We start from the raw sequence: 21,388 nt of genomic DNA, 5'->3' as shown, positions 1-21,388 counted from the left end.
TCTCAGTCCAAATCACCGTCGTCGGTACTGTCGTCCAAGACGATCTCTTCCTCGAATCCGACGTCCTCATCGGCGTCGTCAGTGTCGTCGGCCGCCGCCAGGTCGTCATCGTCACTGCCCTCCTTGAGCGTAAAGCCGGCCGCGGCGAAATCGGACTCACCGCCGGCGTTATAGCCGTAGAAGTCGTCGTCCCGGATACGGTCAGGCTGGTAGGTGTCCTCATCGTCGTCCTTGAGCTCGATCTCCTCGCCCTTGGCGTCCAGCACCTTGATGTCCAGGCACAGTGCCTGAAGCTCCTTGACCAACACTTTGAAGGACTCGGGCACACCGGGCTTGGGCACGTTATGGCCCTTGACGATGGACTCATAGGTCCGGACACGGCCGGTCACATCGTCGGACTTGACGGTAAGGATCTCCTGGAGCGTGTAGGCCGCGCCATAGGCCTCCAGGGCCCAGACCTCCATCTCGCCGAAGCGCTGTCCGCCGAACTGGGCCTTGCCGCCCAAGGGCTGCTGAGTGACCAGGCTGTAGGGGCCGGTGGACCGGGCGTGGATCTTGTCGTCTACCAGGTGATGGAGCTTGAGGAAGTAGACGTAGCCCACGGTGACGCGATTGTCAAACCGCTCGCCGGTGCGTCCGTCATAAAGCCAGCTCTTACCGTCCTTGGCAAGGCCGGCCGCAGTGAGCGTGGCCTCGATCTCGGGCTCGTTGGCACCATTGAAGATGGGTGTGGCCACCTTCCAGCCCAGGGCCTTGGCCGCATAGCCTAGGTGGACCTCCAGCACCTGCCCGATGTTCATACGGGAGGGCACGCCCAGGGGATTGAGGACGATGTCCAGCGGCGTACCGTCGGGCAGGAAGGGCATATCCTCCTGGGGCAGGATGCGGGAGACGACGCCCTTATTGCCGTGGCGGCCGGCCATTTTGTCGCCCACGCTGATCTTACGCTTCTGGGCAATATAGACACGGACCACTTCGTTGACACCGGGAGAGAGCTCGTCGCCGTTCTCCCGGGTGAACACCTTCACGTCCACGATGATGCCGCTCTCTCCGTGGGGGACCTTCAGGGAGGTGTCACGGACCTCGCGGGCCTTCTCGCCGAAAATGGCGCGGAGGAGCCGCTCCTCGGCGGTGAGGTCGGTCTCGCCCTTGGGCGTGACCTTGCCCACCAGGATATCGCCGGCACGGACCTCGGCGCCCACGCGGATGATGCCTCGCTCGTCCAGATCCTTCAGCGCATCCTCGCCCACGTTGGGGATATCCCGGGTAATCTCCTCGGGCCCCAGCTTGGTGTCCCGGGACTCGGTCTCATACTCTTCGATATGGATGGAGGTGAACACGTCCTCCTTGACCATACGCTCGTTGAGCAGGATGGCGTCCTCGTAGTTGTAGCCCTCCCACGTCATAAAGCCCATAAGGATGTTCTTGCCCAGCGCGATCTCTCCCTGACTGGTGGAGGGGCCGTCCACCAGGACATCCCCCTTCTCCACCCGCTGTCCGGCGGTGACGATGGGCCGCTGATTGATACAGGTGGTGTGGTTGGAGCGCATGAACTTGGTCAGCTTGTAGTCCACCACCCGACCATCGTCGTAACGGACGGTGATATACTGGGCGGAAACCTTGGTGACCTCACCGTCGCCCTCCGCCAGAATGACCACACCGGAATCGATGCAGTTTTTGTGCTCCTGGCCGGTGGCCACGATGGGGGCCTCGGTGGTGAGCAGAGGCACGGCCTGCCGCTGCATGTTGGCGCCCATCAGGGCGCGGTTGGCATCGTCATTCTCCAGGAAGGGGATCATGGCGGTAGCCACGGAGACCATCATCTTGGGGGAGACGTCGATATAGTCCACATGGTCGCGGTCCACCTCGATGATCTCATTGCGGTGGCGGCAGGTGATACGGTCATGCAGCAGATGATTGCTCTCGTCCACGGGCTCGGTGGCCTGGGCGATGATATATTCATCCTCCACATCGGCGGTCATATATTCGATTTCATCGGTAAGGCAGCCGGTCTCCTTGTCCACCTTGCGGTAGGGGGTCTCAATAAAGCCGTACCGGTTGATGCGGGCATAGGAGGCCAGATAGGAAATGAGGCCGATATTGGGTCCTTCGGGCGTCTCAATGGGACACAGCCGGCCGTAATGGCTGTAGTGGACGTCCCGGACATCGAAGGAGGCGCGGTCACGGGACAGACCGCCGGGGCCCAGGGCGGACATACGCCGCTTGTGGGTGAGCTCCGCCAGAGGGTTGGTCTGATCCATAAACTGGCTCAGAGGGGAGGAGCCGAAGAACTCCTTGATGGACGCAGTGACCGGGCGAATATTGATGAGGCTCTGGGGGGTGACAATATCCAGATCCTGGATGGTCATGCGCTCACGGATCACGCGCTCCATGCGGCTGAACCCGATGCGGAACTGATTCTGGAGCAGCTCGCCTACGCAGCGCAGGCGGCGGTTCCCCAGGTGGTCGATGTCGTCGTGGGTACCCACGCCATGGGCCAGACAGTTGAGGTAGTTGATGGAGGCCATGATGTCCTCCACAAAGATGTGCTTGGGCACCAGGTCGTCCACCCGATCCCGGACGGCCTCCTTCAGGCCCTCTTCATCCCCCTCATACTGCTCCAGGAGCTCCCGGAGCAGGGGGAAGTACACTTTTTCGGTCACGCCGCACTCGGCGGGGTCGAAGGGAAGGAAGCCCTTGGCGTCCACCATATCATTGGAAAACACCTTGATAAGAGTGCCCTCCAGGTCGATCACAGCCTCATTGACGCCCTTGGCCTCGATCTCACGGGCCCGTTCCCGGGTCAGGACCTCACCGGCCTCGGCAATGATCTCGCCCGTCATGGGATCGGCAATGGGCTGGGCCAGCTTCTGGCCGTTCAGGCGGCCCCAGATGGCCAGCTTTTTATTGAATTTATAGCGGCCCACAGCAGAGAGATCGTACCGCCGGGGATCAAAGAACAGCGCATTCAGAAGGGATTCCGAGGAATCCACCGTGGGGGGCTCGCCGGGGCGGAGCTTACGGTAGATCTCCAGGAGGGCCTCCTCCCGGCTCTTACAGGTGTCCTTCTCCATCGTGGCCAGGATGCGGGGGTCCTCACCGAACATATCGATGATCTCCGCATCGGTCCGGGGGCCTACCGCACGGATGAGGCAGGTGATGGGCAGCTTTCTGTTCTTGTCGATCCTCACATAGAAGATGTCGGACAGATCCGTCTCATACTCCAGCCACGCGCCGCGGTAGGGGATGACAGTGGTGCCGAAGGTCACATTGCCCGCCTTGTCCTCGTTTCGGGCAAAGTACACGCCGGGGGAGCGGACGATCTGGGAGACGATGACCCGCTCGGCGCCGTTGATGACAAAGGAACCGGAATCGGTCATGAGGGGGAAATCTCCCATAAAGATCTCCTGCTCCTTGATCTCCTCGGTCTCCTTGTTCCGCAGACGGACCCGCACCTTGATGGGGGCGGCATAGGTGGCGTCCCTGGCCTTGCACTCCTCCACATCGTACTTGGGGGCCTCATCCATTTTATAGTCGATAAAGGAGAGCTCCAGGTTGCCCGCATAGTCGGTGATGGCGGCCACATCCTTAAAGACCTCGCGCAGGCCGGTGTCCAAAAACCACTGATAGGATTTCTTCTGGACCTCCAGCAGGTTGGGCATGTCCAGGATCTCTGCGTGGCGGGCATAGCTCTTGCGCAGGGTCTTGCCGTAGTGTACGTCCTTGACCATGCCGTTCAGCTTGTCGTTGACCATTCCGAAAATCACACTCCGTTTTCTCGCATTCGGTGCCGAAAAGCCCTGATATTTCGGCTATCTTCTCATCTTCAGCAGGCCACTTCTCGTCGAATTGGCCAAAAACGCCGGTCTCGGATTTTATGACACGCCCGGCTGCGTTGTCTCCTTGTTTTTCGTTCCCTCTTGCGCAGGACCGTCAGAACTGCTATACTGAATACACTGTGGGAGGGTCTCTGCAGAGGATACTGGATGTACGAAAGCATTTCAGTATACCATGTAGATTTTTCCGCGTCAAGTTTTTTTGTGTCGAAGTTCGGAGTGATCCGGACTTTTTTCTTTCTTCCCGACAACGAGGTGAACGCTATGTCCCGCTCCCATCCCCTGCAATCCCAACTCTTTCCCCCGTATGCGGCCGCGCTCTGCGGCGGCGCGGGGCTCTTGCTCCTCCTTCTGGCCCTGTGCAGGACCGCCGGCCTCAGCGATGCCCCCTCCCGCCTTCCCGTGGGGCTGTGCCTTGTCCTGCTGTGTGCGTTGGCGGCAGGGCTTCTTTTTTATGAGGACAGGAGACCCGGTGCCGCACTGTTCTCCCTTCTTCCCATCGGACTTGCTCTTTTTCTCCGTGCCCTCTGCCTGGAGCATGTGACCTACGACTATCGGGACTTTCTCTCCGGCTGGGCCTCCTTCTTCCGGGAAAACGGCGGCTGGGCGGCAGTGGCGCTGCCCAAGGGGAACTACAACGTCCCCTATCTCTACTTTCTGGCCGCCATCTCCTATCTCCCGGTGCGCGATCTCTACCTGATCAAACTCTTTTCCATGCTCTTCGACGTGCTGCTTGCCTGGGGAGGCTACCGGCTGGTGCATCGTCTGTCCGTTCCGGGCAGTTACCGCCCTTGTGCCGCCTTCTGTATTCTGCTGCTGCTTCCCACCGTGGCACTCAACGGTGCCTATTGGGCCCAGTGTGACTCCATCTACGGCGCGCTGTGCCTCCATGCCCTCTCCTCCGCCCTGGACCGGCGCCCTGTGGGCTCCGTGGTTCTGCTGGCGCTGGCCTTCTCCTTCAAGCTTCAGACCGTCTTTCTCGTGCCGTTGTGGGGCGCACTGTGGTTTGCCGGACGGGTACGGTTCCGGGACCTGCTCCTTTTCCCCGCCACCTATGTCCTCACCATCGTCCCCGCCCTTTTTCTAGGGAAACCACTGGGGGATATTCTGGGCGTCTATTTTGGACAGGCGGCGGAATACAGCGACTATTTGACGCTGAACGCGCCCTCGCTCTATGCGCTCATCCCTTACGGCGCGGAGGTGGACACCACCCTTGCCGCTCGTCTGGGCATCCTGGCCGCTTTCCTGTTTACCGTCGGCATTCTTCTCTGGCTGCTGCTTCGCCGGGACCGTCTGACGGACCGTGCTCTGTTTACCGCGGGCGCGGCCTTTGCCGTCGGCATCCCCCTGTTGCTTCCCCATATGCACGACCGCTATTTCTTTCTTGCGGATACGATCACCCTCTGCTGGGCCTGCCTGGACCGCCGCCGGGGAATCCCCGCAGCCATTCTGGTGCAGATCGCCTCTCTGGGCGCCTACCACGCCTATCTCATGCTGCGCTATGCCTTTCCCATGGCTTGGGGCTCGCTGATGCTCCTCGCCACCCTGATCTGGACCCTTTTCTGCCTGTATCAGGAGTGGAGACACGGAGAAGGCGGGCCTGTAAGGCGCCGCCGTCCCCCTGCCGTGTGACCGGCACGGCTCCATACCGCATCTCGCGGGGAGGGCCGTGCCCCCTCCCCGTCCTTTTCTCCAATGCCGTTTACTTTCCCGGGTCTCTGCCCCGGGAAAGTCCTCACTCCGCTCGCCGAATGCCTGCCGCCGCAGGCCGCAAGAGATCCCTAACATACAGGTTTTTCGACAGGCCAAGAGATTACCGCCCCACATGCTCATTCAGAGCATGTGGGGCGGTAATCTCTGTTTTTAAGAATTCTTTCAGAATTTCGAAACCACTTGTCACGTTTTACCGTCTATAATCGATGTAAGGGTAGAAAGCCCCCTACGGCGCATCCATAATTTTGGAGTTTGGAAGGAGTCTTTTCCATGCAAACAAAGCTGTTGTCCCGTTTCCTGTCCGTCTTGCTGGTCCTGGCCCTGACGGCGGGCCTGGTGCCTGCGGCCTGGGCCGCCGGGGGCGTCCCTTCGGAATCCGGCAGAGACAGCAGCGACTGGTCGCTGTTCCCCTCCGCCCGCGTGGACGGGGTCACCCTGGACCGGGATTCTCTCTCTCTGGAGGTGGGGAGCCACGAGACCCTCCATGCCACGGTCTCTCCTTCCAGTGCCTTCGCTCAGGATCTCTCCTGGTACAGCAGCAACACTGGTGTGGCCGAGGTCTCAAACGGCAGAGTGACCGCCCTCTCACCCGGGGAGGCCGACATCACCGTCACCACCGATGACGGAGGCTTCACCGCCTCCTGCCATGTGATTGTCACCGCCGCCGTTCCGGTTACCGGCGTTCGTCTGGACCGCACTGAGCTCACGCTGACCAAGGATGGAGAAAGCGCGACCCTCAAGGCCATGGTCTCCCCCCCTGACGCCGCCAATCAGAACGTCTTTTGGACGGTGGACGATTCCGGCGTCATCTCGGTGGACCAGTCCGGCAAAGTAACCGCCGTGGGCAACGGCGTCGGCACTGTCACCGTCACAACTGCCGACGGCGGGTTCACCGCCTACTGTACCGTCCGGGTGCAGTTTCCCTCTGCACCTCCCACCCTCTCTCTGAATAAAACCTCCCTGTCTCTCACCACGGGGAGCAGTGAAACGCTGTCGGCCACCACCGCGCCCGAGGGGACCCGGGTGAGCTGGAGCTCCAGCAACAGCAAGGTCGCCTCTGTGGATCAATCCGGCAAAGTGACCGCCGTGGGTACGGGAACCGCCACCATCACCGCCATACCGGAGGGCGGCGCGGGAGCTACCTGCGCCGTCACCGTCAGCGATCCGTCCTACCTCACACTCAGCAAAACCGAGCTCTCCGTCATGTTCGGCAAAACCTCTTCCCTCTCGGTAAGCAATCTCCCCGATGGGGCCAGCGTCTCCTGGTCCGCCGATGAGAAGAACATCGTATCGCTGAGTCCCAGCGGCACGGGCAACGCCAACTGTACCGTCAAGGGCGTCACAGCCGGAAAGAGCGTCACCGTCACCGCCGTGGTCACAGACCGCCGCGGCAATCGGCTGGCCGCCCCCGCCTGCACTGTCACCGTCACCGCCGCCTCAGCCCCCGACATCACCAGCTCCGTGGCCTCCGGCGGCTCTGTTACCTTTGATGAGTCCAAGTTTAACAGCGCATGTACCGAGGTCTACGGAAACAAGCTCAACTATGTGACCTTCACGCTCCCCTCCTCCAGCCGCGGCACGCTCTACTATAACTACTCCAACGGGACCTACGACCAGAAGGTTTCGGAGTCCACCAAATATTACTATGGAGGCGGCGTCTTTAAATCCGCTCTGTCCAAGGTCTCCTTTGTCGCAGAGCCCGACTATTCCGGCAAAGTCACCATTTCTTACTCCGCCGTAGATACTTCTGGTTACAGCTATACCGGTGCCGTGGCCATTACCGTAAGCGAGCCCACCGGCAGCATCGAATTTTCCGGCGCCCAAAATGAGGTCATTCCCTTTGACGCCGGCGATTTCAACGCGCTCTCCAAGGAGATCACCGGCTATGGCCTGGACTATGTGCACTTCACGCTCCCCTCTTCTGGAAAAGGCACTCTCTATTACCGCTATGACAACGGCGACTATGATAAGAAAGTTTCCTCTTCCGCTGCTTACTATTATGACGACTCCCCTTATCTGGAGGACGTGAGCTTCGTCCCCGCCAGAAACTGGTCCGGCACACTGACCATTTCCTTTACGGCTCGGGATACCAAACGAAACACTTTCTCCGGCACCATTGAGATCACCGTAAGCAGGACCGCTGACGATATTATGTACTCCGTGGACCGAAACGGCTCCGTTGCCTTTGACGCCGGCGATTTCAACAGCTTCAGCAAAAGTGCCACCGGCTCCAGCCTGGACTATGTGGAATTTACCCTGCCTTCCAGCAACAAGGGCACCCTTTACTACAACTATGACGACGGCGACTATGATGAGAAGGTCTCGTCCTCCAAGCGCTACTACCGCAACCAGCGCCCCTATCTGGAAAACATTACGTTTGTTCCGGCCAGGAACTATACCGGCACCGTGTCTATCCCCTTCCAGGGCTCCAGTGCAGACAGCGACAGCTTCTCCGGCACCATCCGGGTCACCGTGGGCGGCGGAGACAGCGGCGACATCGAATACTCTGCCGCAGTAAATTCTCCCATCACCCTCTCTTCAGACGATTTCAATGATTACTGCAAGGATGAGACCGGAAAATCCCTGAGCTATGTCCAGTTTACGCTTCCCGCTACCAGCAGGGGTATCCTGTACTACGGCTACGATGATGGTGACTATGACAAGAAGGTCTCCGCTTCCACCGAGTATTTCCTCTCCAAGAGCCCCTATCTGGAACAGGTCACCTTCGTCCCCGCCAAGAACTATACCGGCACCGTAATAATCGACTTTACTGGCGAGAGCACAGGTGGAAAAGCCTTCTCCGGCAGTCTCCTTCTCTCATTCGCCACCGTTAAGGATCCCGGTGTGATCTACTATACCACTGATGCACAGGAGGTGACATTCCGCTCCAGCGATTTCAGCAGTGCCTGCGACAAGCGGGGCGGCGCCGGTCTCGCCTCCGTGGTATTCCAGCTCCCTCCCGAGAGTGCCGGGCGGCTTTACTACAACTATGGCAGCCCCACCTCCTATGGCGGCTTGGTGGATGACGATACTGCGTATGAAGTTGACGGCAGCCCCTCCATCAGCAGGATCTCTTTCGTTCCGAAAGCGGGCTTTTCCGGCACAGTGACCATCGCCTATACCGGTACTGACGAGAGCGGCTCCACCTACACTGGCTATGTACAGATCGGCGTGACCCCCTCCAGTTCCTCCTCCTACTTCACCGATATGGGGCGCTACAGTTGGGCTGCCGAGTCCGTGGACTACCTCTACGAAAATGGGATCACCACCGGCGTAGGCGCCACCACCTACCATCCAGATGGGCTCATCACCCGCGGCGATTTCGTTCTGATGCTCTCCCGCGCCTTCCGCTTTTCCGTCTCCGGCGGTGATAACTTCAAGGATGTGCCTGCGGAGAGCTATTACGCCCAGGCCATCTCCTCTGCCAAGGCACTGGGGATCGCACAGGGCGGCATTGACGGAAGATTTAACCCCTCCGCCTCCCTTACCCGCGAGGATGCCATGGTCCTTCTCCAGAGAACGCTGAACCGTACCGGCCATGGCATCGATGACGCCTCTGCCTCTTATCTGAACCGCTTTTCTGATGGAAAGTCGGTCTCCAGCTATGCACAGGGCTCTGTGGCAGCACTGGTTCAGGCCGGTGTAATCCAGGGCGATGACGCTGGGAATCTCAACCCCAAGGGCTCTCTGACTAGGGCTGAGATGGCCGTTATCCTTCATAGAGTCCTGACCCTGTAATTCCATCCTGCATCACTGCAGGTTTTCCGACGTTCTCATGCAAAAGCAGAGAAAGCCGCCTAGTCCTCTGAGGCTGGGCGGCTTTTCTATTATTCAACAGCTTATCTCGCGTTTATAGGATCCGGTTCAGCGCAGGGCGGCCCGTCTCCGCCGCCAGCGTCCCACGGCCCGACCGAGGTAAGCCGGCGTCACAAAGTGGTACGCCCCCCGCCGCCACCCCAGCAACACCAGTCTCGCCATAAGCCAGTAGTACCGCAGCATAAAGACCCGTCGGCCCATATGTACCGGCTCGAGCAGCAAATGGGCCAGATCCCATTGTCTCAGATCGTTGGAGAGGAGCTCCCCTTTTTTCCGCTCATAAAGGGGCGTGGGCGGAATGGGCGTGAGGACCTGCACAGACGTGTATCGCAGCCCGTGCTCTTTGGCCCAGCGATAGAGCGCCTGAAAATCAGCCGCAGTGAAATCCGGGTCGGCCAGCAGGAGCCCCATGCAGTCCGCACCGCACGCGTTCAGGACTTGGAGGCATGCCTCATTTATCTCCCGTGTGGTCCCTTTGTTCCATGCCTCCAGGCGCTGATCCCGAATCCCCTCCAGGCCTACCAGGAAAAGCCGAAATCCACACCGGCACAGCCGGGCCGTCAGCGCCGGATGTCCTGCGATAAAATCCGCCCGCCCGTAGCACAAAAATGTTTTTCGGATGCCCCGCTCCTCCAGTGCGTCCAGGAAAGCCTCCACGCGGGTCTCCTCCAGCAGGAAGTCGGAGTCCACGATAAATACCGTGTCCCCCGGTACCTCCTCCAACTCCTCCATGACAAGCTCCAGCCTGCGGGGCTGATACCGTCCGCCGTGGAGGTTTCGCCCATAGCAGAACTCGCATCGGAAGGGACAGGAGACCGCCGTCTTGAGCGTGGAGAGCCTCGCAAAATCCAGATAGCGGAACCAGTCCGCCCGCTCCGCCCATCCGCTCCGGTCCGGCCGGGGAAGTGTGTCGATGTCGCAGGGCTCGTAGGGTGTCTCCACAAACCTGCCGCCCTCCCTGCGGCACAGTCCCGGAATCCCTATGGGCATCTCCCCCCGGTCCAGCGCCTCCAACAGGCTCCGGAACCAGTCCGCCGACTCCGTACGGAACACATAGTCCACCCCCGGCCAGCAGAGACGGCGATAATTGAGCTGGGCGTGGACGCCCCCCACGATTACGGTGCAGGCCGGGCACGCCCTCTTTGTCAGCCTGATATACTCCGCCATCTCCCGCTCCTGGGTGAGATAGCCGGTAAGCGCCATCACATCGGGCCGAAACGCAAGAAGCACGTCAGTGAACCGCCGCTCCTCCGTAATGCCGTCATAGAGCTCTGTTCTTCCCACTTGACGACAAACCGGTAACAGGGTCTCCAGCTCCAGCGGTTCACATGTAATGCCGCCGAACGCCGTCATCAGATCCATTCTTCGGGGACGAACCAACAGAATTCGCACCAAAAACCCCTCCGTTTCCCGTTTATTCTACCCCTCAGAACCGTTTTGCACAAGATATTGTTGCCATATGGCTCCACTTTACAAATTATTCACATTTTCCATCTCTTCCAGGGTTGACGGGGCGGAAACAATGTGTTACAATTTGGTTACAATTTTTAATTCTTTCTTTAGGAGGCACATAATGGCCGAAGAAAAAATTCCCCTTAGCTACAAAGGACATCCTCTGCGCCGCAAGGAGAATCTCATCTACTACGGCAGCATGGCTGACAAATATATCATCATGCTTCAGGTCATGGAGACAAAGAAGGTGGACGACCTGGACGTGGCCACCAAGGTGGCCGTTCAGCTCCAGCTCACCGATCCCGATCTCAAAAGCCGGGACCGCGTGGTCAAGAAAACGGAAAAGGACAGCCTGTACGCCGCTATGGACGTGGCCTCCGTCTGGCTGGAACGGATGCTCAACAGCAAATGATCGCCCCCTGATATAGAGAAAAAGATGGAGGTCCTCACCGATGATAAAGCCATCTCACCTGCTGCGTGCAGCCGTGCTTGGTACTGTATTCACCGCAATGTTTACCGTCGGCGCTTCCGCCGCCACCTTGGGTGCCGGCACCGTCACGGCTGACGCGCTTCGCCTGCGGGATACCCCCGCCGCAGAGGGAGAGATCCTCGCCACCGCATCCGGCGGCACCAGCGTCGTGGTGCTGGAGGACACCGGTAACGGTTGGTACAAGGTCAACTTCAATACCGTCGAGGGGTATATGTCCAGCGAGTACCTCACTGTCTCCACCACCGCCGATGCTGCGCTTGGTTACGGACTGGTGGATACCGACGGCTCCTCCCTGAACATGCGTGCCGCTGCAGGTACCAACTACGACACCGTGGCCTCCATTCCCGGCGGTACTGTTTTGGAACTGGAGGGCGTGGATAACGGCTGGTATAAAGTTACATATTCTGGAAAGACCGGTTACGTAAGCAGCGACTATATCACCATTACCACTGAGCCCGATGTGACTGAAACAGCCAGCAGCGATTTGGGTGCGCAGATCGTGGCCTACGCAGAGGAGTATCTGGGAACCCCTTATGTGCTGGGCGGCAACGGCCCCAATCAGTTCGACTGCTCCGGGTTCACCAAGTACGTATACTCCCATTTCGGCTACACCCTCAACCGCACTGCCACCGACCAGCTCCAGAATGGCGTATCCGTCAGCAAAGACGAGCTTCAGCCGGGTGATTTGGTATTTTTCAAATATCGCACCAGCAAACCCGTCTCCCATGTGGGGATTTATATCGGAAACGGTGAGTTCATCCACGCCTCTACCAACCGCTATGTGGTCCAGATCGACCAGATGGAAAGCGGTCACTACGCCAACGTCTATGTGTACGCCCGGCGCATCATTGGCTGAGCCTACAGGCGTTCTTTCAAAACCAGACACAATGGTGTACGGGAGACTGCGCTTCCGTACACCATTTCTTTTTTGAGGCGCGGACTGCTCCACTTCTGCTGCAAAATTTTTATAGGGAGGTGTGAGGGATGGGATCTCCGCCGCACAGTCGCGTGCTGGGGCACATTCTTGCTCTTTTTGTTACCGTGGTCTGGGGCACCACTCTGATTTCCAGCAAGATCCTTCTCCGCGCCTTTACCCCTCTGGAAATCATGACCTTCCGCTTCCTCATCGCCTGGGCGGTACTCTTTTGCCTCTCCCCCAGACTCTTGCGCCCGCAGGACTTCCGCTCAGAGCTTCCCTTCGCGGCGGCGGGTGTCAGCGGCCTGACCCTATATTTTCTCCTGGAAAATACCGCGCTGCGGTATACGCTTGCCTCCAATGTGGGGATCATTATTTCCGCCGCCCCCATGTTCGCCGCCCTCCTGCTGTGGCTGTGCCGCCGTGGCCCCAGACCGAGGGCCGTTTTCTTTGCCGGCTTTGCCATCGCGCTCACTGGAATCGCTCTCATCTCCCTGTCGGGAGGCGAAAGCCTGGAGCTCAATCCTCTTGGGGACCTGCTGACCCTCGGCGCCGCGCTGTGCTGGGGAGCCTACGGAGTGTGTCTGGAGTTCGCCTCCTCCTCCGGTCTCAACCAGCTCCAGTGCACCCGCAAGGTCTTTTTTTGGGGCCTTGCGACCCTTCTTCCGCTCCTTCCCATCCTCCATCCCGACTACTCCCTATCCCGCTTTTCTGACCCTTCCATGCTTTTCAATATACTTTATCTGGGTTTGGTCGCCTCTGCGCTGTGCTTTGTCTGTTGGAATAAAGCCATGGTCCTCATTGGTACCGTGGCCACCAATGTATATATCTACCTTACCCCTGTGGTCACCTTGATTGCCTCCGCCCTCATTTTGGGGGAGCCTGTCCGTCCGCAGGCCATCGGAGCCATCTTTCTCATTCTCCCGGGATTATGGCTCTCTCAACGACCAACCAGTTGAAAAACGGCGGACCGCTAATGCGGTCCGCCGTTTTTATCCTTCAAGTGTTACTCTTTGGTCCCATCATGGGCCAGAGGTTCCACCACCGGGGGCTCTTCATGAGGCACCTCGGTTTCCGGCACGTCACAACTGCACCCGCAGTCGCAGGTGGAGACCACCACATCATCGTCAATGTTGCCAGCAGCCTTCATCTCCGCAATCTTGGCCTTGTTCTCCTCGATCTTCTGTTTGGACGCGGTGATCTTCTCACACAGGGACATATAAGCCCCTTCGGGTGCCATGCCACGCTCCGCATAATACAGCTTGCCCAGATCGATATAGGCTTTGCGGATGGCATCCTCTTCGGCGGAATTGGCGATGTTCAGCTTGGCGATGTCGGTGAGCTCTTTGGCTTTGGCGGCCCCCGCCTGCGCCAGGTCCAGCGCCTTGGATTTCAGCTCGTCAAAAGAAGTCATATGAAAAACCTCCTAAATTCGTTTTCTTTGGGATTCTGGTCTTATTCTATACCGCATCCTACTAAGGCGCAAGGGATTCTGTGCTGAATTAACCAAAATTTAACCAAATTTCAATATCAGTAACATCATTTTTGGCCGAATCCCCTGGTCGGAAAGGGGATGTATCAGTTTTATGACACGGAAAGGCGCCTCCCCTCTGTATAAAGCAAAAGCCGGACGTCCGCTCCCTGACGTCCGGCTTCGCCTAAGAAAAGAGGATACAATGAAAGGAAAGAAACTGTCTCTTGCGGGTATTATAATACCCGCAAGATGTTAAATGAAAAGGCTTCAGATATTACAGATCTATTAAATTTGGGGATATCTCTGTCATTTATCTGAAACCTGTATGGCACCCAAGGGCAAATGAGCTCACGCCTTTGGTTTCATCACCACATTGACCAGCTTGTTTTTGACTACGATGGTCTTAACCACCGTCATCGTCTCCAGCATCTTGGCCACCTTGTCCAGCGCCAGGGCGGCGTCCACGCAGGTCTGGTCATCGCTGTCCACGGGTACGCTGACGGTTCCCTTCAGCTTGCCGCCCACCTGAACGGCCAGGGTGACCTCGGCCTCAATGGTCTTACTCTCGTCATATGCAGGCCAGGGCTGGCGACACGCCATGCCCCTCTCTGCGGCAAAGCCCAGGAGCTCCCACATCTCCTCTACCATATGGGGCGCGAAGGGAGAGAGCATCATCAGCAGCGCGCTCATATCTCCCTTGGAACAGCCATTGGCATAAAAATCGTTGACGAGAGACATCAGCGCGGCAATGGCAGTGTTGAACTTCATCGCCTCGATGTCGGAGGACACCTTCTTAATGGCCTTGTGAATAGCCAGCTCATTGACCGGCATATAGTCCAAGCTGTCCGTACAGGCATCCATCAGGTTCCATACCCGATCCAGGAATCGCTTGCAACCCTTGACCGCGTTGTCGCTCCAGGCGGCCGCCTTCTCAAAGTCCCCGATAAACATGATGTAAAGGCGCATGGTGTCCGCGCCGTACTGGGCCACTACGTCATTGGGATTGATGACGTTGCCGCGGCTCTTGGACATCTTCTCGCCGCCCTCGCCCAGAATCATGCCGTGGCTGGTGCGCTTCTGGTAGGGCTCCTTCGTGGGGACCACGCCGATATCATAGAGGAATTTGTGCCAGAACCGGGAGTAGAGGAGATGCAGCGTGGTATGCTCCATTCCTCCATTGTACCAATCCACCGGAGACCAATAGGCCATGGCCTCCTGGGAGGCCAGCGCCTTGTCGTTGCAGGGGTCCATATACCGCAGGAAATACCAGGAGGAACCGGCCCACTGCGGCATCGTATCCGTCTCCCGCCGGGCGGGGCCGCCACAGTGCGGACAGGTGGTGCTCACCCATTCCGTCATCTTGGAGAGGGGGCTTTCACCGTCGTCCGTGGGCTCATAGCTCTCCACATCCGGGAGGAGCAGGGGAAGCTGATCTTCGGGCAGGGGCTGCCAGCCGCATGTTTCGCAGTAGACCATGGGGATGGGCTCACCCCAGTAGCGCTGGCGGGAGAATACCCAGTCCCGGAGCTTGTAGTTGACCTTGGCCTTGCCGATGCCCTTCTCCTCCAGCCACTTGGTAATGACTGGAATGGCATCTTTGACGGTGAGCCCGTTCAGGAACTCGGAGTTCACCAGGATACCGGTCTCGTCCTTGGCGGTAAAAGCAGCCTTCTGCACATCCTCGCCGCCGGATACCACCTCAATGATCTCACAGCCAAACTTCTTGGCGAATTCCCAGTCGCGGTCATCGTGGGCGGGCACCGCCATAATGGCGCCGGTACCGTAGGTTGCCAGGACATAGTCGGAGATGAAAATCGGGATTTCTCTTCCATTCACGGGGTTGACACCCTTCACACCATCCAGACATACGCCGGTCTTTTCCTTATTGAGCTCGGTGCGCTCCAAATCGGACTTGGAGGCCGCAGCCGCCTGATAGGCCTTCACCTCGTCCGCATTGCCCAGCAGGGACATCCACTTCTTGAGCAGCTCATGCTCTGGGGAGAGCACCATATAGGTGGCACCGAAAAGGGTATCCGGCCGGGTGGTAAACACCACGATGTCGTCTCCGGTGGTTGCTTTGAAAGCAACTTCCGCGCCAGTGGACCGGCCGATCCAGTTTTTCTGCTGGATCTTCACCCGCTCGATGAAGTCCAGCCCATCCAGGTCATCGATGAGCCGCTGGGCATATTCTGTGATTTTCAGCATCCACTGGCTCTTCTCTTTTCTTATGACAGGAGATCCGCAGCGCTCACATACCCCCTCCACCACCTCTTCGTTGGCCAACACGCACTTGCAGGAGGTGCACCAGTTCACGGGCATTGTCGTCTTATAGGCAAGGCCGTGCTTGTAAAGCTGAAGGAAGATCCACTGGGTCCACTTGTAGTAGGCCGGATCGGTGGTGTTGATCTCCCGGTCCCAGTCAAAGGAATAGCCCAGCATCTGGAGCTGCCTCCGGAAGTTCTGGATATTATCGTGCGTCACCTTGGCGGGATGGATGTGGTTTTTGATGGCGTAATTCTCTGTGGGCAGGCCAAAGGCGTCGTATCCCATGGGGAAAAGAACGTTATAGCCATCCATCCGGCGTTTGCGCGCCACCACGTCCATAGCGGTGTAGGGGCGGGCATGCCCCACATGGAGCCCCTGACCGGAGGGATAAGGGAACTCTACCAACGCATAGAATTTAGGTTTGTCGCTGCTGTGATTCTCGCAGTGGAAGGTCTTCTCTTCCAGCCATTTCTTCTGCCACTTGGGTTCGATGCTGGCAAAATCGTACTTCATCTTCTGCACTTCCTCGTATCTTATCGTCCGGCGGGCGCCGTTCCCGCCCACTGTTTCAATCTTTGATATTATACTCGAAAAGCGCAGATATTGCAAGCGAAACCCGGCCCTCCTTCCAGATCGGCTGCTTTTTCTTCCGCGCCGCGCTCACTCTCCGGGGCGTCTGCCGCCCCGGCACACCACCGGGATCAGCACGGCGGTACCCGCAACCACCAGGACCACCAGCACCGCCGCCAGGCCGGACACACCGCTGGAGGGAGCGGGCACAGGGTCCGCCGCCGGATAGTAGACCATTTTCTCCGGCAACACCTCTGGGTCGGCGGCCAAATCCGTGTTGTCCGGGTCTGAGAGACAGACCCAGGTGTTTCTCCACCCATAGCAGTAGTTTACGAACCCCCACAGACGGCCCTCACCGTCTTCCCAGCATTGGGAAAATGCCTCGGCGGGCGTGACGTTTTCCCGGAACCACCGGGCGTCTGCCTCTGCCCAGGCGATCTTCCCGGAACCGGGATAGGTCCATAGCACCACATTCTCAATATCTGCGAAATTGGTATCCAGGGCACGGTCATAGGGTACAAACTCTCCCCCATGGACCTCTTCAAAGGAGAGGTAGTCGGCCACCGGGACACACTCGGAGAGCTCCACCCAGCCTCGGAGCTCCTCGCTATCCTCCTCCTCCACGGCCAGCCACGTCCCACGGTAGATCCACCTGCCGCGCAGGACCGCGCCGTTACCCACGGTCTCCCTTTGCCGAGATGATTTCGGGCTCTGATAGAGCGCAACATACCCCGCTTTTCCATTGGCCGTATAGCTTCGATCGAGGTATTCACATTCTTCCGCATGGGTACGGTAAAAATCGTCCGACGGCTCGATGAGCACATCGGCCGTTGCCGTGGTTCCCAACAGCAATAGGGTCAGAAGCAGCGCGCACCCTCGTTTCATGCAAAGACCTCCTCACAACAGTCGATTGATAACAACCCCCACTCCAAAAGAGAGGGCATTTGCGCTGAGAGACAGCAGCCAGGGGTGCCGGATCCGCAGTCCATACTTGGCATAATAGGCCCCCTCAATCATCACCACCGCTCCCTCCAGGACCAGGGTGACACCCCATCCGGGAAAAAGCTGGTGGAGCAGCACTGCCGCGGGATTGGTGAGCAGGTTCACCATCACCCCCAGGAGCAGATTCTGCCTCCGGAGCCCCCATAGGGCAGCCGCTGTCGTCTCCAGGAGCAAGGTAAGCGCCAGGGAAGCAGACAGAATCCCCAGCATATCCTCACCTTCTTTTCTGGGCTGTACATAGCCCATAGCACAGCAGTGGCAGAGATAGGAGGGCCGTGGCGGCATAGACCTCCGGACCGGGCATTATCGGCTCCCAGCCCAGATGCGTGGGTAGCGCCCCCAGAAAAAGCCCAAAGGTAAGCACTCCAAACGCCAGCCCTTTGGCGCTGGGCAGCAGCTGGCCCGCCGCCCACAGAGTGAGAGGCATCGTCATTTGGAAGAGAAACACGCCCAAAAGCCCTATCGGCGCCCAATCGGACCCCAGAAAACAAAACGCCGAGAGTCCCAGCGTGATTGCTGCCGTCCGGCTGGTCCCAAATCGGTCCGCCGCCAGTCCGCCCGCCGTCTTTCCCAGTACCACGGCGCATGTCAACGGCGCCCCTAGCGCCCCTTTCCAGGGGAAGCGAAACAGAAAGCCGTTCCAGGAGCGCAGCACCACCACCAGCAGCAGGCATAGCAGCGCTGGAAGCCATTTCCCCCTCCCCTCCGGCAGGGCTGCCGGTGGGTTCTCCCGCCCCCGGCACCACAGGAGGATGAGCACAGCCGCGGCGACCAAGACGCCGCATACTGGCAGTGCAAGCGCCTCTGCCGCACCCCTGGCCGCAGCCCCGAGGAAAAGCCCCGCCGCTCCCGGCGAGACGAAAACTCCCAGCGGCCCCGCCTTTTCGCCGCTCCGGTTCATTGTATCCAGTCCGCCTCCCACGTGAAAGAGGGCGTTCCCCACTCCCGCAAGTACAGCCGCCTCTGCCCCTTTGGTGAGAAACCAGGCCGCAGCCACCAGCCCGCAGCCCGCGGCCGCCACTTGATGATTCCGGTTCAGCCGGTCTGCCAGCAGACCAATGGGCATCTGAACGGCAAAGGCTGAGAAGTTATAGAGGAGGATGCACCGGACCGGGTCCGCCTCCGGACAGACCACCCCCAGCAACAGCAGCGCGCAGGAGAGATCCACCCAAAAATGGGCGGCGGAATAGAAGGCCAGCCGGATGTGGCGCATATGCGCTCCCTCCTTTTCACCCGAGTAGACGTTTATCTTTCAAAAAAGTTCCCCGATATGTAACATATTACCTGATACAGTCGATATTCTTTTAGGACTTTCTGTTCCGCCCGCAGGATGTTTTCCCCACCCGACCGGATAGTGTCTTTTCCCCTTTTTCCCGGTTATCCGCCGGGCGGGCCCCCTTATCAACCGAAAAAGGATGTGAGCCGTATGCCCCTGGTCCGTTGCCCGGACTGCCTGAGCGCAGTCTCCGATCAAGCCCCGGTCTGCCCGCACTGCGGCCGGCCTCTGCATCCCCGGAAGCTGCCCGATGATCTGGAGCAGCTCTCCTGCGCGCTTGTTCTGGAAGAGGCCGACTTCAACGACCCGAATCTGGCTGCCCTTCTGGGAGAGCTGATGGGGTGTGCGGAGGAGGAAACCGCCACACTGCGCGGCCAGACGCCGCTGGTAGTTCAGCGGGCGCTTTCCTGTGCCGCGTGTATGGAAACCGCACAGCGATTCGGCCGTGGAAACAGCTTATCCGTCTATCTGGATGAAGATGCTGTCCCCGGGCGCCTCTCCCGTGCCCAGCCAATCTGTTCCTGCTCGCCGCAGTCTGTACCTTTGCATTTCCCCCGCCCCCTCTCGTTCTGGAAAACCGTGGGCGCCATTCTGACCGCCCTCGCCCTCTGGAATCTTTTTCTTCTGATCCTGGGCTTCCTCTTGGCGTCTGTGTAAAACCAATTTCAAACCATAAAAGCGGCGGCCCCGATGGGGCCGCCGCTTTTATGGTACATTACTTCTTCCAATTGAGTACGTCACGGTTTTTGATAAAATACTCCGCCCCGGAATAGACCGTGGTAGCCACGATCAGCGCCACGCAAACGGCATTGAGCGCCGCCGGGATGGGCAGGAGCATCAGGCAGATACAGACCATGGTGGTAGCGGTTTTTACCTTACCCGACCAGCCGGCGGCAATGACCCGTCCGTTGTCCACAGCCACCAGCCGAAGCCCCGTTACGGCAAATTCCCTGGCCACGACGATCAGGACCGTCCAGGCCGGCATCTGTCCCGCCTCCACAAACCACAGCATGGCGGAGACCACCAGCAGCTTGTCGGCCAATGGGTCCATGAACTTTCCAAAATCCGTGATCTGGTTGTAATGGCGGGCCACATAGCCGTCGATGAAATCGGTGATGCTGGCCAGGATAAAAATCGCCAGGGCAATGTATTTGTTGAACGCAAAATCCAGGTAGAGGACCACTAGGAAAATAGGGATCATGACCACCCGGGTGAGTGTGAGCTTATTGGCCGTATTCATATCGTTCCTACTCCTCGATTTCTCCGGTCAGGTCTCCGTCCGACGTGCCGGTGATGCGCACATTCACAAACGTGCCCGCCGGTATCTGTCCGGCGGCGGTGAAGTAGACATGCCCATCAATATCCGGAGAGTCAGCATAGGTCCGCCCCACCCAGCAGCCCATATCGCCGTCGAAGCCCTCGCACAGGACCTCCATTACCGTGCCCAGTCTGTCCTCGTTCCACTGATCCATGACCCTGGACTGAAGGTCTACCAGCAGCTCCATGCGGTGTTTGGCCACATCCTCCGGCACCTGGTCCGGCATGGCGGCGGCAGGGGCCCCCTCCTCCGCTGAGAAGGTGAACACACCTGCCCGCTGAAAATGGTACCCCGGCAGCAGGCGGCAGAGCTCTTCAAATTCCTCTTCCCCCTCGCCAGGGAATCCCACAATGATGGAGGTGCGCAGTACCAGGTCCGGAATATCCTCCCGCAGCGTGGAAATCACGTCGCTGATGAGCGCGCCGTTCCCCCGGCGGTTCATGGCCCTGAGGATTTTATCGCTGAGGTGCTGGATGGGGATATCCAGATATTTGACGATCTTGGGCTCTTCGGCGATGACGTCGATGAGTTCCTGATCGATCTCATCCGGATAAAGGTAGTGGAGCCGGATCCAATGGAAGTCCATCCGGCACAGTTCTCGCAGCAGCTCGGCCAGTCGGCGCTTCCCATAGAGGTCGGTACCATAGCGGGTGATGTCCTGGGCGATGACCATGAGCTCCCGGACCCCGCCCTCAGCCAGCCCCCTGGCTTCTTCCAGCAGGGACTCCATGGGCCGGCTGCGGTATCGGCCCCGCAGGTAGGGGATGACACAGTAGGCACAGCGATTGTCACAGCCCTCCGCGATCTTCAGATAGGCTGTATAGGCGGGCGTGGAGACCAGGCGTTTCCCATCCTCAATTGTGTGGTCGATGTCCCCGAAATAAGTGGGGGTATCTCCCTCCAGCACGGCCTCAATGGCGGGGACGATGTCGGTATAGCTTCCGGTCCCCAGGATGCCGTCCACCTCGGGGAGCTCCTCCAAAATCTCGTCCTGATACCGCTGGGTGAGGCAGCCCGCCACCAGCAGCTTGCCCAGCCTGCCCTGCTCCTTGAGGGGGGCGATGGACAGGATCGTATCGATGGCCTCGCTCTTGGCCGAGTCGATAAAGCCGCAGGTGTTCACCACCGCCACGTCAGCGCCCTCCGGCTCTCCGGTCACGGTATAGCCTGCCTCCCGGCACAGCGCCATCATCTGCTCGGTGTTCACCAGATTTTTGGCACAGCCCAGGGATATAAATGCAACCTTCAACAGAATGTCTC

Annotated in this window: 15 protein-coding genes; 6 read left to right on the top strand and 9 right to left on the bottom strand. The window is 58.9% G+C overall.

Features of this window, described 5'->3' with window-relative positions; genetic code table 11:
* Positions 1 to 2: 2 nt before the first annotated feature.
* Positions 3 to 3,731 (bottom strand): DNA-directed RNA polymerase subunit beta, encoded by a 3,729-nt coding sequence (gene rpoB / locus SRB521_RS04985; RefSeq protein ID WP_116722553.1) that lies wholly within the window; start codon positions 3,729 to 3,731, stop codon positions 3 to 5.
* Between the two features lie 309 nt (positions 3,732 to 4,040).
* Here rpoB and SRB521_RS04980 point away from each other — a divergent pair, with 309 nt between their 5' ends.
* Both SRB521_RS04980 and SRB521_RS04975 read left to right on the top strand, forming a co-directional pair.
* On the top strand, positions 4,041 to 5,468 hold the full coding sequence (locus tag SRB521_RS04980) for a conjugal transfer protein TraL (protein ID WP_207216000.1): 1,428 nt from the start codon (positions 4,041 to 4,043) through the stop codon (positions 5,466 to 5,468).
* A 351-nt stretch (positions 5,469 to 5,819) separates the two neighbouring features.
* Positions 5,820 to 9,287, top strand: a complete 3,468-nt coding sequence (locus SRB521_RS04975; protein WP_116722542.1) for an Ig-like domain-containing protein — start codon at positions 5,820 to 5,822, stop codon at positions 9,285 to 9,287.
* Between the two features lie 126 nt (positions 9,288 to 9,413).
* On the opposite strand, the gene SRB521_RS04970 is transcribed toward SRB521_RS04975, so the two are convergent.
* Positions 9,414 to 10,727: a B12-binding domain-containing radical SAM protein gene (locus SRB521_RS04970; RefSeq protein WP_116722543.1), complete on the bottom strand. Its 1,314-nt coding sequence runs from the start codon at positions 10,725 to 10,727 to the stop codon at positions 9,414 to 9,416.
* Positions 10,728 to 10,938: 211 nt separating this feature from the next.
* On the opposite strand from SRB521_RS04970, the gene SRB521_RS04965 reads away from it, so the two are divergent.
* The 3 genes from SRB521_RS04965 (at position 10,939) to SRB521_RS04955 (ending at position 13,182) form a co-directional block, all read left to right on the top strand.
* Complete coding sequence (locus tag SRB521_RS04965) at positions 10,939 to 11,229, top strand: hypothetical protein (RefSeq protein ID WP_075704248.1); 291 nt, start codon at positions 10,939 to 10,941, stop codon at positions 11,227 to 11,229.
* 40 nt (positions 11,230 to 11,269) lie between these two features.
* Positions 11,270 to 12,163: a C40 family peptidase gene (locus SRB521_RS04960; protein ID WP_116722544.1), complete on the top strand. Its 894-nt coding sequence runs from the start codon at positions 11,270 to 11,272 to the stop codon at positions 12,161 to 12,163.
* A 128-nt stretch (positions 12,164 to 12,291) separates the two neighbouring features.
* Positions 12,292 to 13,182: a DMT family transporter gene (locus tag SRB521_RS04955; RefSeq protein WP_075704250.1), complete on the top strand. Its 891-nt coding sequence runs from the start codon at positions 12,292 to 12,294 to the stop codon at positions 13,180 to 13,182.
* A gap of 47 nt (positions 13,183 to 13,229) precedes the next feature.
* On the opposite strand, the gene SRB521_RS04950 is transcribed toward SRB521_RS04955, so the two are convergent.
* The 5 genes from SRB521_RS04950 to SRB521_RS04930 form a co-directional block, all read right to left on the bottom strand.
* Positions 13,230 to 13,637 carry a serine proteinase gene (locus SRB521_RS04950; RefSeq protein ID WP_075704251.1) on the bottom strand — a complete coding sequence of 136 codons (408 nt, stop codon included), beginning with the start codon at positions 13,635 to 13,637 and terminating at the stop codon, positions 13,230 to 13,232.
* 408 nt (positions 13,638 to 14,045) lie between these two features.
* Complete coding sequence (gene leuS / locus SRB521_RS04945) at positions 14,046 to 16,475, bottom strand: leucine--tRNA ligase (protein WP_116722545.1); 2,430 nt, start codon at positions 16,473 to 16,475, stop codon at positions 14,046 to 14,048.
* A gap of 147 nt (positions 16,476 to 16,622) precedes the next feature.
* Positions 16,623 to 17,417 (bottom strand): hypothetical protein, encoded by a 795-nt coding sequence (locus SRB521_RS04940; RefSeq protein WP_129868783.1) that lies wholly within the window; start codon positions 17,415 to 17,417, stop codon positions 16,623 to 16,625.
* Between the two features lie 12 nt (positions 17,418 to 17,429).
* Complete coding sequence (locus SRB521_RS04935) at positions 17,430 to 17,744, bottom strand: hypothetical protein (RefSeq protein ID WP_075704254.1); 315 nt, start codon at positions 17,742 to 17,744, stop codon at positions 17,430 to 17,432.
* A 4-nt stretch (positions 17,745 to 17,748) separates the two neighbouring features.
* A complete protein-coding gene (locus tag SRB521_RS04930) occupies positions 17,749 to 18,747 on the bottom strand; it encodes an MFS transporter (RefSeq protein ID WP_116722547.1) in 999 nt (332 codons plus the stop codon).
* Positions 18,748 to 18,960: 213 nt separating this feature from the next.
* Here SRB521_RS04930 and SRB521_RS04925 point away from each other — a divergent pair, with 213 nt between their 5' ends.
* The gene (locus SRB521_RS04925; RefSeq protein WP_075704256.1) at positions 18,961 to 19,467 is read left to right on the top strand and encodes a hypothetical protein; all 507 of its coding nucleotides are present in this window, start codon (positions 18,961 to 18,963) and stop codon (positions 19,465 to 19,467) included.
* A gap of 58 nt (positions 19,468 to 19,525) precedes the next feature.
* Here SRB521_RS04925 and pgsA read toward each other — a convergent pair whose 3' ends face one another.
* Together pgsA and rimO are read right to left on the bottom strand one after the other, a co-directional pair.
* Positions 19,526 to 20,050: a CDP-diacylglycerol--glycerol-3-phosphate 3-phosphatidyltransferase gene (gene pgsA / locus SRB521_RS04920; protein WP_075704257.1), complete on the bottom strand. Its 525-nt coding sequence runs from the start codon at positions 20,048 to 20,050 to the stop codon at positions 19,526 to 19,528.
* Positions 20,051 to 20,057: 7 nt separating this feature from the next.
* The gene (rimO, locus tag SRB521_RS04915; RefSeq protein WP_083630927.1) at positions 20,058 to 21,377 is read right to left on the bottom strand and encodes a 30S ribosomal protein S12 methylthiotransferase RimO; all 1,320 of its coding nucleotides are present in this window, start codon (positions 21,375 to 21,377) and stop codon (positions 20,058 to 20,060) included.
* Positions 21,378 to 21,388: the final 11 nt, after the last annotated feature.

This window comes from Intestinimonas butyriciproducens, assembly GCF_004154955.1.
Taxonomy (GTDB): Bacteria; Bacillota; Clostridia; order Oscillospirales; family Oscillospiraceae; genus Intestinimonas; species Intestinimonas butyriciproducens.
This window is presented reverse-complemented; position numbering and strand designations above follow the sequence as displayed.

What these genes read in the sequence shown, in the direction of transcription:
- SRB521_RS04950 (WP_075704251.1), bottom strand. Translation starts at nt 13,637, where the DNA reads ATGACTTCTTTTGACGAGCTGAAATCCAAGGCGCTGGACCTGGCGCAG.
- SRB521_RS04935 (WP_075704254.1), bottom strand. Translation starts at nt 17,744, where the DNA reads ATGCTGGGGATTCTGTCTGCTTCCCTGGCGCTTACCTTGCTCCTGGAG.
- SRB521_RS04960 (WP_116722544.1), top strand. Translation starts at nt 11,270, where the DNA reads ATGATAAAGCCATCTCACCTGCTGCGTGCAGCCGTGCTTGGTACTGTA.
- rpoB (WP_116722553.1), bottom strand. Translation starts at nt 3,731, where the DNA reads ATGGTCAAGGACGTACACTACGGCAAGACCCTGCGCAAGAGCTATGCC.
- SRB521_RS04925 (WP_075704256.1), top strand. Translation starts at nt 18,961, where the DNA reads ATGCCCCTGGTCCGTTGCCCGGACTGCCTGAGCGCAGTCTCCGATCAA.
- SRB521_RS04965 (WP_075704248.1), top strand. Translation starts at nt 10,939, where the DNA reads ATGGCCGAAGAAAAAATTCCCCTTAGCTACAAAGGACATCCTCTGCGC.
- SRB521_RS04930 (WP_116722547.1), bottom strand. Translation starts at nt 18,747, where the DNA reads ATGCGCCACATCCGGCTGGCCTTCTATTCCGCCGCCCATTTTTGGGTG.
- SRB521_RS04970 (WP_116722543.1), bottom strand. Translation starts at nt 10,727, where the DNA reads ATGGATCTGATGACGGCGTTCGGCGGCATTACATGTGAACCGCTGGAG.
- SRB521_RS04975 (WP_116722542.1), top strand. Translation starts at nt 5,820, where the DNA reads ATGCAAACAAAGCTGTTGTCCCGTTTCCTGTCCGTCTTGCTGGTCCTG.
- SRB521_RS04955 (WP_075704250.1), top strand. Translation starts at nt 12,292, where the DNA reads ATGGGATCTCCGCCGCACAGTCGCGTGCTGGGGCACATTCTTGCTCTT.
- leuS (WP_116722545.1), bottom strand. Translation starts at nt 16,475, where the DNA reads ATGAAGTACGATTTTGCCAGCATCGAACCCAAGTGGCAGAAGAAATGG.
- SRB521_RS04940 (WP_129868783.1), bottom strand. Translation starts at nt 17,417, where the DNA reads ATGAAACGAGGGTGCGCGCTGCTTCTGACCCTATTGCTGTTGGGAACC.
- pgsA (WP_075704257.1), bottom strand. Translation starts at nt 20,050, where the DNA reads ATGAATACGGCCAATAAGCTCACACTCACCCGGGTGGTCATGATCCCT.